Source organism: Metasolibacillus sp., from assembly GCF_025291715.1.
GTDB classification, from domain to species: Bacteria; Bacillota; Bacilli; order Bacillales_A; family Planococcaceae; genus Metasolibacillus; species Metasolibacillus louembei.
The window spans coordinates 1-15,965 of record NZ_JAMBIZ010000031.1; the positions used below are offsets into that span (position 1 = coordinate 1).

The following is a 15,965-nucleotide window of genomic DNA, read 5'->3' on the forward strand; positions in this document are numbered from 1 at the left end:
TCTTGGCTAACCTCTACTTCTGTCTTCGGGGTTCGGGACTTGCACCCTATAGTTCATGCGCATGCTGGGCGCACATACAAAGGGCTGTCAGGAAGCGCCTGCTTCTGACAGCCTATTGCTTATAGCGGAATATAGCGTAGAGGGTTTACTGAGCCTACACTTTGTCCACGCCATGGTCCAATATGGATTTCAAAATGTAAGTGTGGCCCTGTCGAACGACCTGTACTACCCATCGAGGCAATTCTTTGCCCCTTAGCTACCGTCTCGCCTACCCCTACATTAAATCCACTTAAATGCGCATATACCGTTGTGAAAATTTGCCCATCAATTGAATGTGTTAAAATCACAACATTTCCGTATGAAGATAATGGTCCTGCATATGACACAACACCATCTGTTGCTGCCACAATTGGTGTTCCTGTCGCATTCGCTAAATCGACACCGTAGTGGAATTCTGTACCGAATCCAATATTACGCCATCCATAGCCAGATGTTAAACGACCACTTGTCGGCTTCGTCCAAGTTCCAGATGAGACAACTGGAATATTGTTGCTAGCCATTTCACGTCGACGCTGTAATTCCTGTTGACGTGCAATTTCTGCAAGGCGATTTTGCTCTGCAATAATTTGCTTTTGTAGCTCTTCATCTACTACTAATGCCTCTGAATACTCAGCCTCTAGCAATTTCTTCTCTTTTTTCAGCTTTTCTTGCTCGCGCTCTAGCTCATCGATTAAGGTGTTTTTATCCTTTTTCTGTGCATCTAAAGAAGCGCGCAAACGCTCAAGTTCAGCTTGATTTTCTTCTAATTCCTTTTTCTTATTTTCCAACAATTGCTTCTGCTCTTCTAAGCTTTCAATATCTCGCTGCTGATCACGCATAATTTGACGGTCTGCATCCATCAATGTACTAACTGCCGAAAATCGGTCAATAAAATCTACAAAGCTATTTGCCCCCAGTAGCACATCCAAATAAGAAACTGTGCCATTCGACTGAATTGCACGTAGTCGCTCACGTAGCAATTCATCTCGCTTCTCAATTTTCCCTTCGAGCTCAGCAATTGCTTTTTCAAGCTCAGCAATTTCTTTATTCGCCACTTTAATTTCTTCAACAACAGCATCTATTTTCTCGTTCGTTTGCACAATTTTTTGATCAAGCTCTTCAATTTGTGCTAATATTTTTTGCTGTCTATTTTCATTCGTTTTAATTTCATTTTTCGTTTCATCAATTGAGTTTTTTAAATTTGATTTTTGTTGTTCGATTTCATTTTTTTTGCCCTTTAAGTCATTTAACGTATTTGCTGAAACTGCTGGCATTTGCACAATAAGCAAAAATGCTAAAATGACCATTAGCCATTTAAATGGTGCTGACTTCAATCCAATAAGCTCCCTTCAATTAAACTCGTAAAAACTTACGCACAGACATAAAGCTACCCCATACGCCAATGAGTATACCAATTCCGATAATTAAAATGTTTACTTGATAAAGCAACGGAGTAGTAGGTAAAATTTGCAGCATTTGCCCTTTTAAACGAGGCAATAACAGTTGATAAATATTGTAATAGCCAATTGATACGACAATCATCGGAATCAATGAGCCTAATATACCGAGCCACATGCCTTCTAAAACAAATGGAATACGCACAAATGAATTTGTCGCACCAACAAGCTTCATAATTTCAATCTCATCTCTTCGTGCAACAATCGTAATACGAATTGTATTTGAAATTAAAAACATAGCTGTGAATAGCAGACCTAAAATCAATACAAGACCTACATTTCGCCCCATTTTAATTGCATTGAAAAGCTTCTCTACTTTTCCTTCACCGTATTTGACTTCATATGTATTATCGAACTTATCAATCGCCTTTGCTACATTTGCCGTTTCGTGTGGATTGACCGCCTTTACATATAAAACATTATGCAACGGGTTATTTTGCTCATATAAACTAAGCTCGTCCCCAAAATCTTTAATTAGCTTATCAAGCTCCTGCTCCTTTGAAGAATAAACAACTTCCGCTACATCTGGTAAGTTGTGAATTTCATCAATTAGCTGATCCTCAGCGAGCTTTGCCTCTTCGGTATCTGCAATAATATCGATATAGACGCGAATTTCAACATCATTTTCTAAATCTGTTGCCACTTTATTTAAGTTCATCATAATAATCGAAAATACACCAACAAGTAACAATGTAACAGTGACTGCACTAATCGAGGCAAAAGTCATCCAGCCATTACGCCCTAATGATTTAAAGCTTTCTCGGAAATGTCGGCGAATTGTTCTACCCTTCATAGCCGTAGTCACCTCCATACTCATCACGGGCAATCATACCGCCTTCAATTGCAATTACCCGTCGACGAATTGTGTTCACAATTTCACGGTTATGTGTTGCCATGACAATCGTTGTGCCACGTGCATTAATTTCTTCAAAAATGCTCATAATTTCCCACGATGTTTCAGGATCCAAATTCCCTGTAGGCTCGTCCGCAATAACTACTTTCGGCATGTTGACGATGGAACGAGCAATAGCAATACGCTGCTGTTCCCCACCAGATAATTCGCTTGGCAGCATACGCGCCTTATGCTTTAAGCCAACAAGATCTAGAACTTCCAGCACACGTTGACGAATTTTTTTAGGCTGCTCTTCGATTACTTCCATGGCAAAAGCCACATTTTCATAGACAGTTAAGCGTGGCAATAACTTGAAATCTTGAAAGACAACACCAAGCTGCCTTCGCATTCTTGGAATGCGACTTTGCTTTAACGTTGTTAAATTTATACCATTGACAATGACATCACCAGACGTCGCTTTTTCTTCACGATACATTAATTTTATAAATGTAGACTTACCTGCTCCACTCGGACCGACAACATAAACGAACTCACCTTGTCGTATATCAACAGTAATACCGTTAGAAGCGACAACACCATTCGGATATTTTTTTACAACATTGTTCATTTGAATCATTTTTTTACCACCTAAATTTTGTTATATCACAAGTTGACATTTCTTTTACTCTTCCTCATTATAACATTGTCTACGTATGATGCTATTACATTTTCATGTCAATCTTACTTGAAATTCACAGCTATAGTGAAAGCACTTAGTAACGCCGTTTCACCTTTGTTACAAAGTTTTTCTAATGTAAAATAGCTGCGACAAAATATTACACAAAAAAAGCTGTCTGAAAAGAAATTATCTTTTCAGACAGCTTGCACATAGCTTATTAATTATTATGGTAACGTACAATTACTGAGCCTGTACGTGTTTCCCCAATTAATTTTAAAACAGGTGCACCTTCAACAGTTTTGCTAAAATGTGCTGTTTTCAGTAAAAATTGATCTTCACTTGTGCTAACAGCTACGTCTTGCAAACCAACATCCGTTTTACCGAAGTTTGTTGTCACACGACCATCTAATGCCACGTTTTTCGGTACATATAGCTCGACCGTTCCAGCAACAGTAGAGCCTTTTAATTTACGCGCATGTTCAGAGGCTGTTGTTAAAGTAACCGCTCCATTGACAGATTCTGCTTCAATTTCTTGAATGTCTCCATCAATATAAATACGCCCATTAACAGATTCAGCCTCTAAATCTTCACCTTTCACTAAACGTGCTTCAATCATACCGTTACCAGAATTTAAATCCGCACGTTGGAATTGTACGTTTTCGATGCGTAGTGCTCCATTATACGTTTTTAATTTCAATAAAGTTGATTGAATATTGCTCGCTGTAACGCCACCATTTAATAAACGTACGATGAAAATATCATAATTTTTTTCTGGTACATATACACGTAAATCAACAGAAGACATTTTGACAGCTGTTGCAATCGTGAGCTTACCGTCTCGCAATGTCACAAAGTCATTAGTAAATTTAGCAATTGTTTGCTCTTCATCATTATCTGATTTCACTACTTTGACATTTGCTTCTACTAAAATTTTATCATCTGCTGCTTTTTCAATCGTCAGCTTACCGCTCGGTAAATCTACTTCGAAGCCCTTCACTTCTTCAGCATCGTATACATAAGTTTTGTTGAACTCTACTTTTTCACCAAAAGGAAACTCGAAATCGAATTCCTTCACTTTAGAAAAAGCACCGTTCATTAAGCCCATCATACGATTGCTAAATTGAGATAAATCCTCTTTTAAATCATTCATAAATTCGTTCATTTTTTTATTCGCTTCTTTATCGTTGAACGCTTTATTAAATAGATCCTCAAAGCCTGTTGATTTATTCTTTGCTGAATCAGTAGTTTTATTATAATCATTACTTTTCTCTTGCTGTTCTTCCACTTTAGGTGCAACAGGCATCGTAGCTTGTACAGGCTCGTCTTTCCCTAATCCTTCTAGTAATACAATGGCCTCTTCTGCTGAAATTGTTCCGTTCTCAACTAATTTTAAAATACGTTGGCGTTCATTTTGCATATTAAAAAGCCTCCTCTAATTTGTATACTAAGTTATACGATGCAAGTGGAAAAAGGTTTCAAATTTTAGCGAAAACCTTTACTATTAGGCTTGCGTTAATGCCTCAATTTGTTGTGCCATACGTTTACGGTCACGCTCTAAAATCGGCTGTAAATAGTGCCCTGTATGACTTTTTTTATTTGCGCAAATTTCCTCTGGCGTACCTGTTGCAACAATTGTCCCACCTTTGTCGCCACCCTCTGGGCCTAAATCAATCATATAATCTGCCGTTTTAATGACATCTAAATTATGCTCAATCACTAGCACTGTATCGCCATTTTCCACGAGACGCTGTAGCACCACTAATAAACGTGCGATATCATCTGCATGTAAGCCTGTTGTTGGCTCATCTAAAATGTAAAATGACTTGCCAGTTGAACGGCGGTGCAATTCAGATGCAAGCTTGACGCGCTGTGCCTCTCCACCTGATAGTGTTGTCGCAGGCTGTCCAAGTTTCATATAGCCCAAACCAACATCAACAATCGTTTGTAGCTTGCGATGGATTTTTGGAATGTTTTCGAAAAAGACAACCGCATCTTCAATTGTCATATCTAACACATCTGCAATATTTTTATCTTTATATTTCACTTCTAACGTCTCACGATTATAGCGCTTGCCATGACATATTTCACACGGCACATAAACGTCTGGTAAAAAGTGCATTTCAATCTTAATAATGCCATCACCACGACAAGCCTCACAGCGACCACCCTTGACATTAAAGCTAAAGCGTCCTTTTTTATAACCACGCACCTTAGCCTCATTCGTCACTGCAAAGACATCACGAATATCGTCGAAAACCCCTGTATATGTTGCTGGGTTAGAGCGTGGTGTACGCCCAATCGGTGATTGGTCAATATCAATGACCTTTTCAAGCTGCTCTATGCCTTCTACCGCCTTATGGGCACCAGGCTTCACCTTTGAGCGATTCAATTTCGCTGCAAGTGATTTATATAAAATTTCGTTAATTAATGTTGATTTCCCCGAGCCAGATACACCTGTTACTGCAATAAATACACCTAATGGAATATCAACATTCACTTTTTTTAAGTTATTTTCAGTTGCACCTTTAATCGTTAGTTTGCGACCATCTGGCTTACGACGCTCAGCTGGCAACGGAATAAATTTCTTGCCACTTAAATATTGCCCTGTTAAGGAAGCGTCATTGTCCATTACTTCTGTAGGTGTCCCTTGTGCAACAATTTGTCCACCATGCACACCTGCCCCTGGCCCAACATCAATAATATAATCTGCTGCCAGCATCGTATCCTCATCATGCTCAACAACAATTAATGTATTCCCTAAATCACGCATGCTTTGCAATGTCGTAATTAAGCGGTCATTATCACGCTGATGTAAGCCAATGGAAGGCTCATCTAAAATATATAAAACGCCTGTTAAACGAGAGCCGATTTGTGTTGCTAAACGAATACGCTGTGCCTCTCCACCAGATAAAGTACCCGCTGCACGTGATAATGTTAAATAATCTAAGCCAACATTCACTAAAAAGCCTAATCGCTCATGAATTTCGCGCAAAATTAAGCGCGCAATCTGCAAATCCTTCTCCGATAATTGCAAGCCATCAAAGAAAGCATTCGCCTCTAAAATAGAAAACTTCGTCACTTCGCCAATATGCTTATCATTTACTTTGACAGCTAACGTCTCAGGCTTTAAACGATAGCCTTTACATGATGGACATGGCTGCTCCGCCATATATTTCTCCATTTGCTCACGTACATAATCAGAGGACGTTTCACGAAAACGGCGCTCTACATTGTTTAGCACACCTTCAAACTCCGTTAGTTGACTACGCTTATGTCCAAATTCATTTTCATAGTTGAATTGGATTTTATCTTTCCCAGAGCCTTTTAATACTTTATCCATTTTTGCTTTCGGTATATCTTTAATTGGTACATCCATCGGAATATCATAATGATCACATACCGCCTTTAACAATTGCGGGTAATATTGTGAGCTTGTTGGCTCCCATGGTGCAATAGCATGCTCAAGCAATGTTTTATTCCAATCAGGCACAACTAAGTCGATATCTACTTCTCGCTTCATACCTAGCCCATCGCACGATGTACATGCACCAAACGGACTATTAAATGAAAACATACGTGGCTCTAGCTCGCCGATTGAAAAGCCACATTGCGGACATGCATGGTGCTCGCTAAATAATAGCTCCTCATGCTCCATGACATCGACAACAACACGCCCTTCTGCTAGGCGTAATGCAGCCTCCAATGAATCGCTTAAACGCGCAGCAATGCCCTCCTTCATCACAACGCGGTCTACTACTACCTCAATCGTATGCTTTTTATTTTTATCCAACTCAATATTGTCATCTAAATCACGCAGCTCACCATCAATGCGCACACGTACATAGCCTTGCTTTTTCAAATCCTCTAATAGTTTAACATGCGTTCCTTTACGTCCTTCAATCATCGGTGCAAGTAGCTGCATTTTCGTACGCTCAGGATATTCCATTAAACGGTCTACCATTTGCTCAACAGTTTGCGATGTAATTTCAATGCCATGTGTTGGACAAATAGGCTTGCCGATACGCGCAAATAGCAAGCGCAAATAATCATAAATTTCCGTTACAGTTCCAACAGTGGAGCGCGGATTGCGGCTTGTCGTTTTTTGATCAATGGAAATGGCTGGTGATAAGCCTTCAATTGTATCAACATCTGGCTTGTCCATCTGTCCTAAAAACTGACGAGCGTAGGCAGATAACGATTCAACGTAGCGACGTTGTCCTTCCGCATAAATCGTATCGAATGCTAATGAAGATTTACCAGACCCTGACAGCCCCGTTAAAACAACGAGCTGATCACGTGGAATGGTCACATCTATATTTTTTAAGTTATGTGCACGTGCACCTTGTACAACGATTTCTGTATTTTTCAATTGGAATCTACCTTTCTGCCTTTAATTCGAAGATCGTATCTCGAAGCTCTGCTGCACGTTCAAAATCAAGCGCCTTTGATGCTTCCTTCATCTCTACTTCCAATGAGGCAATCAATTTGTCAATTTCAGCTTTCGTTAATTTCTTACCTTTCGTCACCTTCGTTACGTATGTTTCCTCTTCCTCCGCAACCTGTGTTGCACGAATAACATCTGGAATTTTCTTAATAATCGTTTGCGGTGTAATGCCATGCTCCTCGTTATAGGCTGTTTGAATTGTACGACGACGTTGTGTTTCATCAATTGCCTTTTGCATGGAGTCTGTCATTTTGTCCGCATACATAATAACGTGACCATTTGCATTACGTGCGGCACGTCCAATTGTTTGAATAAGTGAACGCTCTGAGCGCAAGAAGCCTTCCTTGTCAGCATCTAAAATAGCGACAAGCGACACTTCTGGAATATCAAGTCCTTCTCGCAGTAAATTGATACCAACTAATACATCATGCGTTCCTTTACGTAGCTCCCGAATGATTTCAATACGTTCTAATGTTTTAATTTCAGAATGCAAATACTCTACTTTCAAGCCAATTTCCTTCAAATAGGAAGTTAAGTCCTCAGACATTTTTTTCGTTAATGTTGTAACTAAGACGCGTTCATTGCGCTTAATCCGTTGTTGAATTTCATCAATTAAATCATCAATTTGTCCCTCAATTGGGCGCACATCAATTAACGGGTCTAGTAAGCCTGTTGGACGAATAATTTGCTCAACCATTTCTGGCGTATGCTCAATTTCATATGGTCCAGGCGTTGCAGAAACATAAATCGCCTGACTAATTTTTGAATCAAACTCTTCAAATTTTAACGGGCGATTATCTAAAGCAGATGGCAAGCGGAAGCCATGCTCCACTAGCACTGATTTCCTCGCTTGGTCACCGTTATACATCCCGCGTACTTGCGGTAATGTTACGTGGCTCTCGTCAACAACAAGTAAAAAATCATCTGGGAAATAATCAAGCAATGTATAAGGCGTTGCACCAGATTCCCGCAATGTTAAATGGCGTGAATAGTTTTCAATACCTGAGCAAAAGCCCATTTCTTTCATCATTTCTAAATCATAGTTCGTGCGCTGTTCTAAGCGCTGTGCCTCTAGTAGCTTATCTTCCGCACGAAACTTTGTGAGCTGCCCTTCTAGCTCAACCTCAATATTTTCAATCGCTTTACGCATTTTTTCCTCGCGTGTAACGAAGTGAGATGCTGGGAAAATCGCAACATGATCACGCTCTGACAAAATTTCACCTGTTAATGCATTGACTTCTCGAATACGATCAATTTCATCTCCGAAAAACTCCACACGAATACAATGTTCGTCACGTGATGCTGGGAAAATTTCCACAACATCGCCGCGCACGCGAAACGTTCCACGAATAAAATTAATATCGTTGCGCTCATATTGTACATCGACAAGGCGGCGTAACAGCTCATTGCGCTCAATTTCCATTCCTGAGCGAATGGACACGACCATCTCTCGATATTCCTCAGGCGAACCTAAACCATAAATACAAGAAACAGAGGCAATAACAATGACATCGTTGCGCTCGAATAAGGCGGATGTTGCTGAATGTCGTAGCTTATCAATTTCATCGTTAATGCTCGAATCTTTTTCAATATACGTATCCGTTTGTGGTACGTACGCTTCTGGTTGATAGTAATCATAATAGCTAACGAAATATTCCACCGCATTATTCGGGAAAAATTCCTTGAATTCACTATATAATTGCCCCGCCAGTGTTTTATTATGTGCCATTACTAAAGTAGGCTTGTTCACTTGCTGAATGACATTGGAAATAGTAAATGTTTTCCCTGTACCCGTTGCCCCTAATAACGTTTGGTGACGTTTGCCATCCTGCACCCCTTTAACTAGCTCCTTGATAGCATTCGGTTGATCGCCATTTGGTTGATAAGCTGATTGTAAATCGAAAGTTTCCGTCATGCTTTTCCGTCCCTTCTTGCCAATCTTGTTAGTTGTATTTTAGCATATTCATTTTCAAATATCGACAATTAAGCGAACATATATTCCTCGGATATTTATATCGCTGTATTTTTGACCAAAACAAAAACAGCACGTTAGATTTCCTTTCTCTAACATGCTGCTCTATTTATGTTGCAACCCTTTAAGTGTTTCACATAAAGGCAATGCTTTCTTCATTTGGTTGTTCCTCCAACTCACGTAATTCATTTGTATAAGCGTAAAAATCTCGTTCATTCCTTTCATCTAGTGCCACATCGATTAATTCTTTTAAGTTTTCAATTCTTTGCAATCTTTGAAGCCTACTTAAAAATAAGTCCAAATAAATATCGCTCAATAACTGCTCACATTGATTTTTGTTTCCTTGCTGACCTACTGCCCTTAAAAACTCAGTGTATGAATAGTATTTATCCATTTTAATCACCTCGATGCTCTTTTTTCTATTATATAGGAGGTAAATTCAATTTGCAATATTTTCTGATAATTTTATCTATTCAAATTAAAATGCAATTTCATTATTGAGTTTATCACTAAATATGTATTATAATGGATATTGTAGAGGATGTAGGCTATTCAATTTTATTGAAGGAGGTCTTCGTTTGAATCAAAATATGAAGCATGTAAAATCTTATCATATTACAAATGCAACTTATTTGCTTTTACCAATACCAAAAGGCAAGCGAGTAGTACATACTCTCGTCTTTGATAAAACTGGTTGCCTCTATGTTTCACAAAGCCCTATGAAAATTATTAATGCCTCTTGTAGGCAAATGGGAAGCAGCTATCAATCTGCTAAAGAGCTTTCCAAACAATACTTCGGCGAAAATAAACATAAACTCCCCATTGTAGTCGCCATGACCTACGGAGACCCTTATGTTATGTTCCCTTTAATGTCTCCCAAATCTCCTTTAAACGGATGGGTATCATTCAACTCCTTAATTAATATCCGAGATCAAGAAGGTCAAATTAACGTCACATTCAAAAATTTTGTAGATTCCAATTTAGATATTCAATATACATCTTTTTGTAAGCAATATGTCCATGCAGCAATGTTACATAAGCATTTAACAGCTAAATGGAAACATTTTGTTTAACTTATTTTTTCTATATCCTCTACAAAAAAAGGGGCTAACTGAAATGCTCATTTCAGTTAGCCTTAAATCATTTATTTCACAATACGTGAGCGTAAGTATGCATTAATAAATGCATCAATATCGCCATCCATAACCGCACCAACATTCCCAGTTTCTTCATTTGTACGGTGATCCTTCACCATCGAATATGGGTGGAATACATATGAACGGATTTGCGAGCCCCAGCCAATTTCCTTTTGCTCACCACGAATTTCATCTAGCTGTGCCTGCTGCTTTTCAATTTCTAATTGATAAAGCTTTGCCTTTAACATTTGCATCGCTTTTTCACGGTTTTTAATTTGCGAGCGCTCCGCCTGACATTGTACAACGGTCCCTGTTGGTGTATGTGTAATACGAACTGCCGAGTCTGTCGTATTAATATGCTGACCACCTGCACCTGTTGCACGATATGTGTCAATTTTTAAATCCTCTGTGCGCACTTCAATTTCAATCTCTTCATTGAACTCAGGCATTACCTCACACGATACGAAAGATGTATGACGACGACCTGAAGAATCAAACGGTGAAATACGTACAAGGCGATGCACACCTTTTTCCGATTTTAAATAGCCATATGCATTATGCCCTGTAATCGATAATGTAACTGATTTAATACCGGCTTCCTCACCTGGTAAATAATCCATCGTTGATACTTTAAAGCCTCGCTTCTCTGCCCAGCGTGTATACATACGCAGCAACATAGAGCCCCAATCCTGTGACTCGGTTCCACCTGCACCTGGATGCAGCTCTAAAATAGCATTGTTTTTATCATATGGATCAGATAATAGCATTTGCAATTCAAAGTTTTCCATCTTCTCCTGCAACTGCCCAAGCTCAGTTTCTAACTCCATTTGTAAATCCTCATCAGGCTCTTCACGCAAAAGCTCCAATGTCATTTCTAAATTTTCATGTGTTGAAACGAGCTCATTATATTCGTTAACAATTGCTTTAATACCATTTGCTTCGTTAATAACACCCTGTGCTGCCTGCTGATCATTCCAAAAATCAGGCATTAGCATCATTTCATCTAGCTCTTGAATACGCGCCTCTTTGTTTTCTAAGTCAAAGAGACCCCCTAAAGTCAGCTAATTTTTCCGCTGTATTTTCCAATATGTTTCTTGCTTCTGCTAATTCAATCATCCTTATTCCTCCATTAAGAAGTAAGAAAGGAAATCGAAAGCAGCTGCTCTCGACTTCCATTCCCTACCTGTTTAATTCGCTACACCATGGCAGTTTTTATATTTTTTACCGCTACCGCATGGACACGGATCGTTACGTCCAATATTTTCAGCTTTACGCACAGGTGCCTTTTTCTTCGGTGCTGCTTCCTCTTTTGGATTGACAGCTTGCCCTTTTGCCACCTCTTCACGCTGCAAATTACTGCGGATTTCAGCCTTCATTGCGTATTTTGCAACATCCTCACGAACTGCTGCAACCATATCCTCAAACATTGCGAAGCCTTCTTGCTGATATTCACGCAATGGATCTGTTTGACCATATGCACGTAAATGAATCCCTTGACGCAGTTGATCCATCGCATCAATATGGTCAATCCACTTCGTATCAATAGAGCGTAGTAAAATAACCTTTTCAAATTCGCGCATACGCTCTGGCGTTAGCTGCTCTTCTTTTTCATCATAACGCTCTTGTACAGCTGCATAAATTGTCTCAATCATCGCTTCAGGTGTTTTGCCCTGTAAATCACTGACTGTTATTTTGCCTTCTTCAAGTAAGTTGGCTGCAATATAGTCTTCAAGCGACGCTAAGTTCCAATCTGCCTCTTCACCTTGCGTATGAAGTGCTACTGCGTGTTCAATTGTTTCGCGAATCATTGTCTCTACAAGCTCACGCATATTTTCTGATTCAATCACATCTTGACGCTCTTTATAAATTACTTCACGTTGTTGACGTAGCACATCATCATATTGTAACAGGCGTTTACGTGCATCAAAGTTATTACCTTCCACACGTTTTTGTGCTGATTCAACCGCTCTTGAAACAATTTTTGATTGGATTGGCTGTGAATCATCCATCCCAAGCTTTGTCATCATTGATTTCATATTATCAGAGCCGAAGCGACGCATTAAATCATCTTCTAAAGATAGATAGAATTGCGTTACCCCTGGGTTCCCTTGACGACCAGAACGTCCACGTAGCTGATTATCAATACGACGTGACTCATGACGCTCTGTACCGATTACTGCTAAACCACCAAGCTCTAGCACACCTTCACCAGGTTTAATATCCGTACCGCGTCCCGCCATATTTGTAGCAATTGTCACAGCGCCTTTTTTACCTGCATCTGCAATAATTTCTGCCTCACGCTCATGATTTTTCGCATTTAATACATTATGCGGAATTTTATGCTTTGTTAATAAAGTTGAGATGATTTCAGACGTCTCAATCGCAACAGTCCCAACTAATACAGGCTGCCCCGCTCTATGACGCTCTGCAATATCAGCTGCTACCGCCTCAAACTTCCCTTTCATTGAGGCATACACTAAATCCGGTCGGTCATCACGTGCGATTGGCTTGTTCGTTGGAATTGCCACAACATCCATATTATAAATATTGCGGAATTCCTCTTCCTCTGTTTTCGCTGTACCCGTCATACCAGACAGCTTTTCATACATACGGAAGTAGTTTTGGAACGTAATCGTCGCCATCGTCATTGATTCATTTTGAATTTCTAAGCCTTCCTTTGCCTCAATTGCTTGGTGCAAGCCATCTGAATAGCGGCGGCCTTTCATTAAACGACCTGTAAAGCCGTCAACGATTACTACTTCACCCTCTTGTACAACATAGTCAACGTCTACATGCATTGATACATGTGCCTTTAACGATTGGTTAATGGCATGGTTTAAGCGAACATGCGTTAAATCAAATAGGTTATCGATGCCAAATGCACGCTCCGCCTTTTCAATCCCGCTCTCCGTCAATGTTACGCCTTTTGTTGATTCATCATAGTTATAATCTTCCTCAGCCTTTAACATGCGTACAAACGCATTGGACTGCACATAAAGCTGCGCTGTTTTACCCGCTTGTCCAGAAATAATTAACGGTGTACGTGCCTCATCAATTAAAATCGAGTCAACCTCATCGATAACAGCAAAATGTAATGGACGCTGTACGCGTTCCTCTTTATACAGCACCATATTGTCACGTAAATAATCGAAGCCTAGTTCATTATTTGTCGAATACGTAATGTCTGCCGCATAAGCCTCACGCTTTTCATCCTTCGATAAGCTATTTAAGTTTAAGCCTACCGTTAAGCCTAGCCATGAGAAAAGCTCGCCCATCTCCGTCGCATCACGACTTGCTAAATATTCATTGACCGTTACGACATGTACGCCTTTACCTGTCAGCGCATTTAAATAAACAGCTAATGTAGAAGTTAATGTTTTACCTTCACCTGTTTTCATCTCTGCGATATTACCATCATTTAAGGCAGCAGCCCCCATAATTTGCACGCGGAATGGGTACATACCTAATACACGACGCGCCGCTTCACGCACAACGGCAAACGCCTCTGGCAATAAGTCATCAACCGTGTCGCCATTTCGGAAACGTGTTTTGAATTCTTCTGTTTTTGCCTTTAAAGCATCATCTGATAATGCTTCCATTTGGCTAGCAAATGCTTCAACAGCATCCGCCTTTTTCTCTAAACGTTTTAATTCTTTTTTATTAAAGTCAAACATCTTGTTCAATATATTTAACATGTATTTTCACTTCCTGTATTTTCTCTACCCCTCATTTTAGCATTATCTGTATGCATGGTGCAAACATTCATGAATTATATAATTTCGAAGAGCTGCTGTGATTTTATTGGCGGCTTTCGGGGTTCTATTGGCGCTTTTTGTGATTCTATTAGCGCTTTTCGAAGTTCTATTGGCGTTTTTGTCAGTTCTATTGGCGGTTCCACAAAATATGATACTTTCTAAACCTTTTCTCCCCTGTATAAGGTAATCCAAGCTTCTTTAATAAGCGCTTCGCGGCATGAATCGAATCGATGCCTAAAAATGTTCTAAACTGCCCGTTTGAAATCCATTCGTCTACTAATAACCAATAATCACTTAAAGCCCGTCGCAACAAAGTACCATCATCTTTCAACACACAAGCAGAACAAATAAAATAACCATGCTGATAGTGCATCTGCCCTGTACAGTGATGACATAAAACGCCTCCTCGCATAAGAGAAACATCTGTATTTAATTTTGGCTTCAGTGAAACTTGCATTTGAAGTAATTGCTGGAGAAGTTGATCAAGTTGCTCATTTGTTAAAAGAGGTGGGAAAGAAGAAAGTAGCTCACGCACATAAAATTCTAGCCCGCTACTATGAATAATCGGTGCATTTTGTGGTATACGCTCAATAACTGTTTTAGGATGAGCTAAAACGACCACATACAAAATCGGAAGCATCGGTATACACTGCGCAAGCATACGTTGATGACGCTGCGCTTGATTAAGTGGATTGCGAAAGCCTTGTACAGTGCCATCTTTCAACTTGCGCGTAAATTGATGTGTCGTGCTATCAATTTCAATATGCCCTACAATATTTTTGATTTCTAAAATGAGAAGGAATTTATTACAGAGAAAAATTGTATCAATCTGATGCGAAGGAGTTTGAAAATCGTGGAGTAAAAAATAAGGTTCATGTAGCCTCATATCGTCCCATTGACGATCAACATAAAATTCACCTACTAGCCCTTGCTGCACGCGAATCAGTTCATCTTGAAATTCAAGAAAGCCTCGACGAACTGCCGCTGTCAGCATCGCTTCTCTCATGGATTCTTCACGTGGTAAAACAATCACATAATTCCTCCTATCTAATAAGGCTACTAGGAAAAAACCCTAGCAGCCCTTTTTAAAATTTAATTTGTTTCAATTAAGCCATATTTGCCATCTTTACGTTTGTAAACGATGTTTGTGCTGTCTGATTCTGCATCTGTGAAAATGTAGAAATCGTGACCTAGCATGTTCATTTGTAAAATAGCTTCCTCTTGATCCATCGGCTTTAAGTTAAACTGTTTTGTACGAACAATTGAATATTCCTCTTCCTCAGCAGGTTCGCTTTGTGTAACATTTGCAAAGTATATGCCTGCTCCCTCACGCTCACGGAACTTACGATTTACCTTTGTTTTATGTTTGCGGATTTGGCGCTCTAACTTATCAACAATCAAATCAATAGCTGCATACATATCGCCGTTGCGTTCTTCTGCACGAAGCGTTAAATTTTTCATCGGAATTGTTACTTCTACTTTTGTTTGTTTATCGTTATACACTTTTAAGTTAACGTTAGCGCTTGCGTTCATATCATCGTTGAAATAACGCTCCACCTTCTCGATTTTATTTTCAACATACTCACGAATCGCTGGAGTTACCTCGATGTTCTCTCCACGAATATTAAAGTTTAGCATATGAACTCCTCCT

The 15,965-nt window shown here is 39.5% G+C and carries 12 protein-coding genes; 1 reads left to right on the forward strand and 11 read right to left on the reverse strand.

Going from position 1 to position 15,965, the window contains the following annotated elements; genetic code table 11:
- Positions 1–119: 119 nt before the first annotated feature.
- From M3Z76_RS15840 to M3Z76_RS15870, 7 genes are all read right to left on the reverse strand, one after another.
- Positions 120–1,373, reverse strand: coding sequence for a murein hydrolase activator EnvC family protein (locus M3Z76_RS15840; RefSeq protein WP_363319877.1), 1,254 nt, complete (start codon positions 1,371–1,373; stop codon positions 120–122).
- Positions 1,374–1,392: 19 nt separating this feature from the next.
- Positions 1,393–2,289: a permease-like cell division protein FtsX gene (gene ftsX, locus M3Z76_RS15845; protein ID WP_293926764.1), complete on the reverse strand. Its 897-nt coding sequence runs from the start codon at positions 2,287–2,289 to the stop codon at positions 1,393–1,395.
- Positions 2,279–2,965: a cell division ATP-binding protein FtsE gene (gene ftsE / locus M3Z76_RS15850; RefSeq protein WP_293926767.1), complete on the reverse strand. Its 687-nt coding sequence runs from the start codon at positions 2,963–2,965 to the stop codon at positions 2,279–2,281. Before ftsE ends, ftsX begins: the two co-directional genes overlap by 11 nt.
- Positions 2,966–3,224: 259 nt before the next feature.
- Positions 3,225–4,424: an SHOCT-like domain-containing protein gene (locus tag M3Z76_RS15855; RefSeq protein WP_293926770.1), complete on the reverse strand. Its 1,200-nt coding sequence runs from the start codon at positions 4,422–4,424 to the stop codon at positions 3,225–3,227.
- 84 nt (positions 4,425–4,508) lie between these two features.
- On the reverse strand, positions 4,509–7,376 hold the full coding sequence (gene uvrA / locus M3Z76_RS15860) for an excinuclease ABC subunit UvrA (RefSeq protein WP_293926773.1): 2,868 nt from the start codon (positions 7,374–7,376) through the stop codon (positions 4,509–4,511).
- A gap of 7 nt (positions 7,377–7,383) precedes the next feature.
- Complete coding sequence (uvrB, locus tag M3Z76_RS15865; RefSeq protein ID WP_293926776.1) at positions 7,384–9,366, reverse strand: excinuclease ABC subunit UvrB; 1,983 nt, start codon at positions 9,364–9,366, stop codon at positions 7,384–7,386.
- A 190-nt stretch (positions 9,367–9,556) separates the two neighbouring features.
- Entirely contained in the window at positions 9,557–9,817 is a 261-nt protein-coding gene (locus M3Z76_RS15870; RefSeq protein WP_293926779.1) for an IDEAL domain-containing protein, read from the reverse strand.
- Between the two features lie 184 nt (positions 9,818–10,001).
- Between M3Z76_RS15870 and M3Z76_RS15875 the strand changes: the two genes are divergently transcribed.
- Positions 10,002–10,496, forward strand: coding sequence for a competence protein ComK (locus tag M3Z76_RS15875; RefSeq protein WP_293926782.1), 495 nt, complete (start codon positions 10,002–10,004; stop codon positions 10,494–10,496).
- A gap of 71 nt (positions 10,497–10,567) precedes the next feature.
- Here the strand turns inward: M3Z76_RS15875 and prfB are convergent.
- From prfB to hpf, 4 genes are all read right to left on the reverse strand, one after another.
- A protein-coding gene (gene prfB / locus M3Z76_RS15880) for a peptide chain release factor 2 (protein ID WP_293926951.1) occupies positions 10,568–11,672 on the reverse strand; the annotation gives its coding sequence in 2 pieces (ribosomal slippage) (positions 10,568–11,599 and positions 11,601–11,672; 1,104 coding nt in all).
- Positions 11,673–11,746: 74 nt separating this feature from the next.
- A complete protein-coding gene (secA, locus tag M3Z76_RS15885; RefSeq protein ID WP_293926785.1) occupies positions 11,747–14,254 on the reverse strand; it encodes a preprotein translocase subunit SecA in 2,508 nt (835 codons plus the stop codon).
- 187 nt (positions 14,255–14,441) lie between these two features.
- Positions 14,442–15,347 carry a nuclease-related domain-containing protein gene (locus tag M3Z76_RS15890; protein WP_293926788.1) on the reverse strand — a complete coding sequence of 302 codons (906 nt, stop codon included), beginning with the start codon at positions 15,345–15,347 and terminating at the stop codon, positions 14,442–14,444.
- A gap of 59 nt (positions 15,348–15,406) precedes the next feature.
- Positions 15,407–15,952: a ribosome hibernation-promoting factor, HPF/YfiA family gene (hpf, locus tag M3Z76_RS15895; protein ID WP_293926790.1), complete on the reverse strand. Its 546-nt coding sequence runs from the start codon at positions 15,950–15,952 to the stop codon at positions 15,407–15,409.
- Between the last annotated feature and the right edge of the window lie 13 nt (positions 15,953–15,965).

Excerpts from the sequence above, each read along its gene's own strand:
- ftsX (WP_293926764.1), bottom strand. The coding sequence starts at position 2,289 with ATGAAGGGTAGAACAATTCGCCGACATTTCCGAGAAAGCTTTAAATCA.
- ftsE (WP_293926767.1), bottom strand. The coding sequence starts at position 2,965 with ATGATTCAAATGAACAATGTTGTAAAAAAATATCCGAATGGTGTTGTC.
- M3Z76_RS15855 (WP_293926770.1), bottom strand. The coding sequence starts at position 4,424 with ATGCAAAATGAACGCCAACGTATTTTAAAATTAGTTGAGAACGGAACA.
- uvrB (WP_293926776.1), bottom strand. The coding sequence starts at position 9,366 with ATGACGGAAACTTTCGATTTACAATCAGCTTATCAACCAAATGGCGAT.
- M3Z76_RS15870 (WP_293926779.1), bottom strand. The coding sequence starts at position 9,817 with ATGGATAAATACTATTCATACACTGAGTTTTTAAGGGCAGTAGGTCAG.
- secA (WP_293926785.1), bottom strand. The coding sequence starts at position 14,254 with ATGTTAAATATATTGAACAAGATGTTTGACTTTAATAAAAAAGAATTA.
- hpf (WP_293926790.1), bottom strand. The coding sequence starts at position 15,952 with ATGCTAAACTTTAATATTCGTGGAGAGAACATCGAGGTAACTCCAGCG.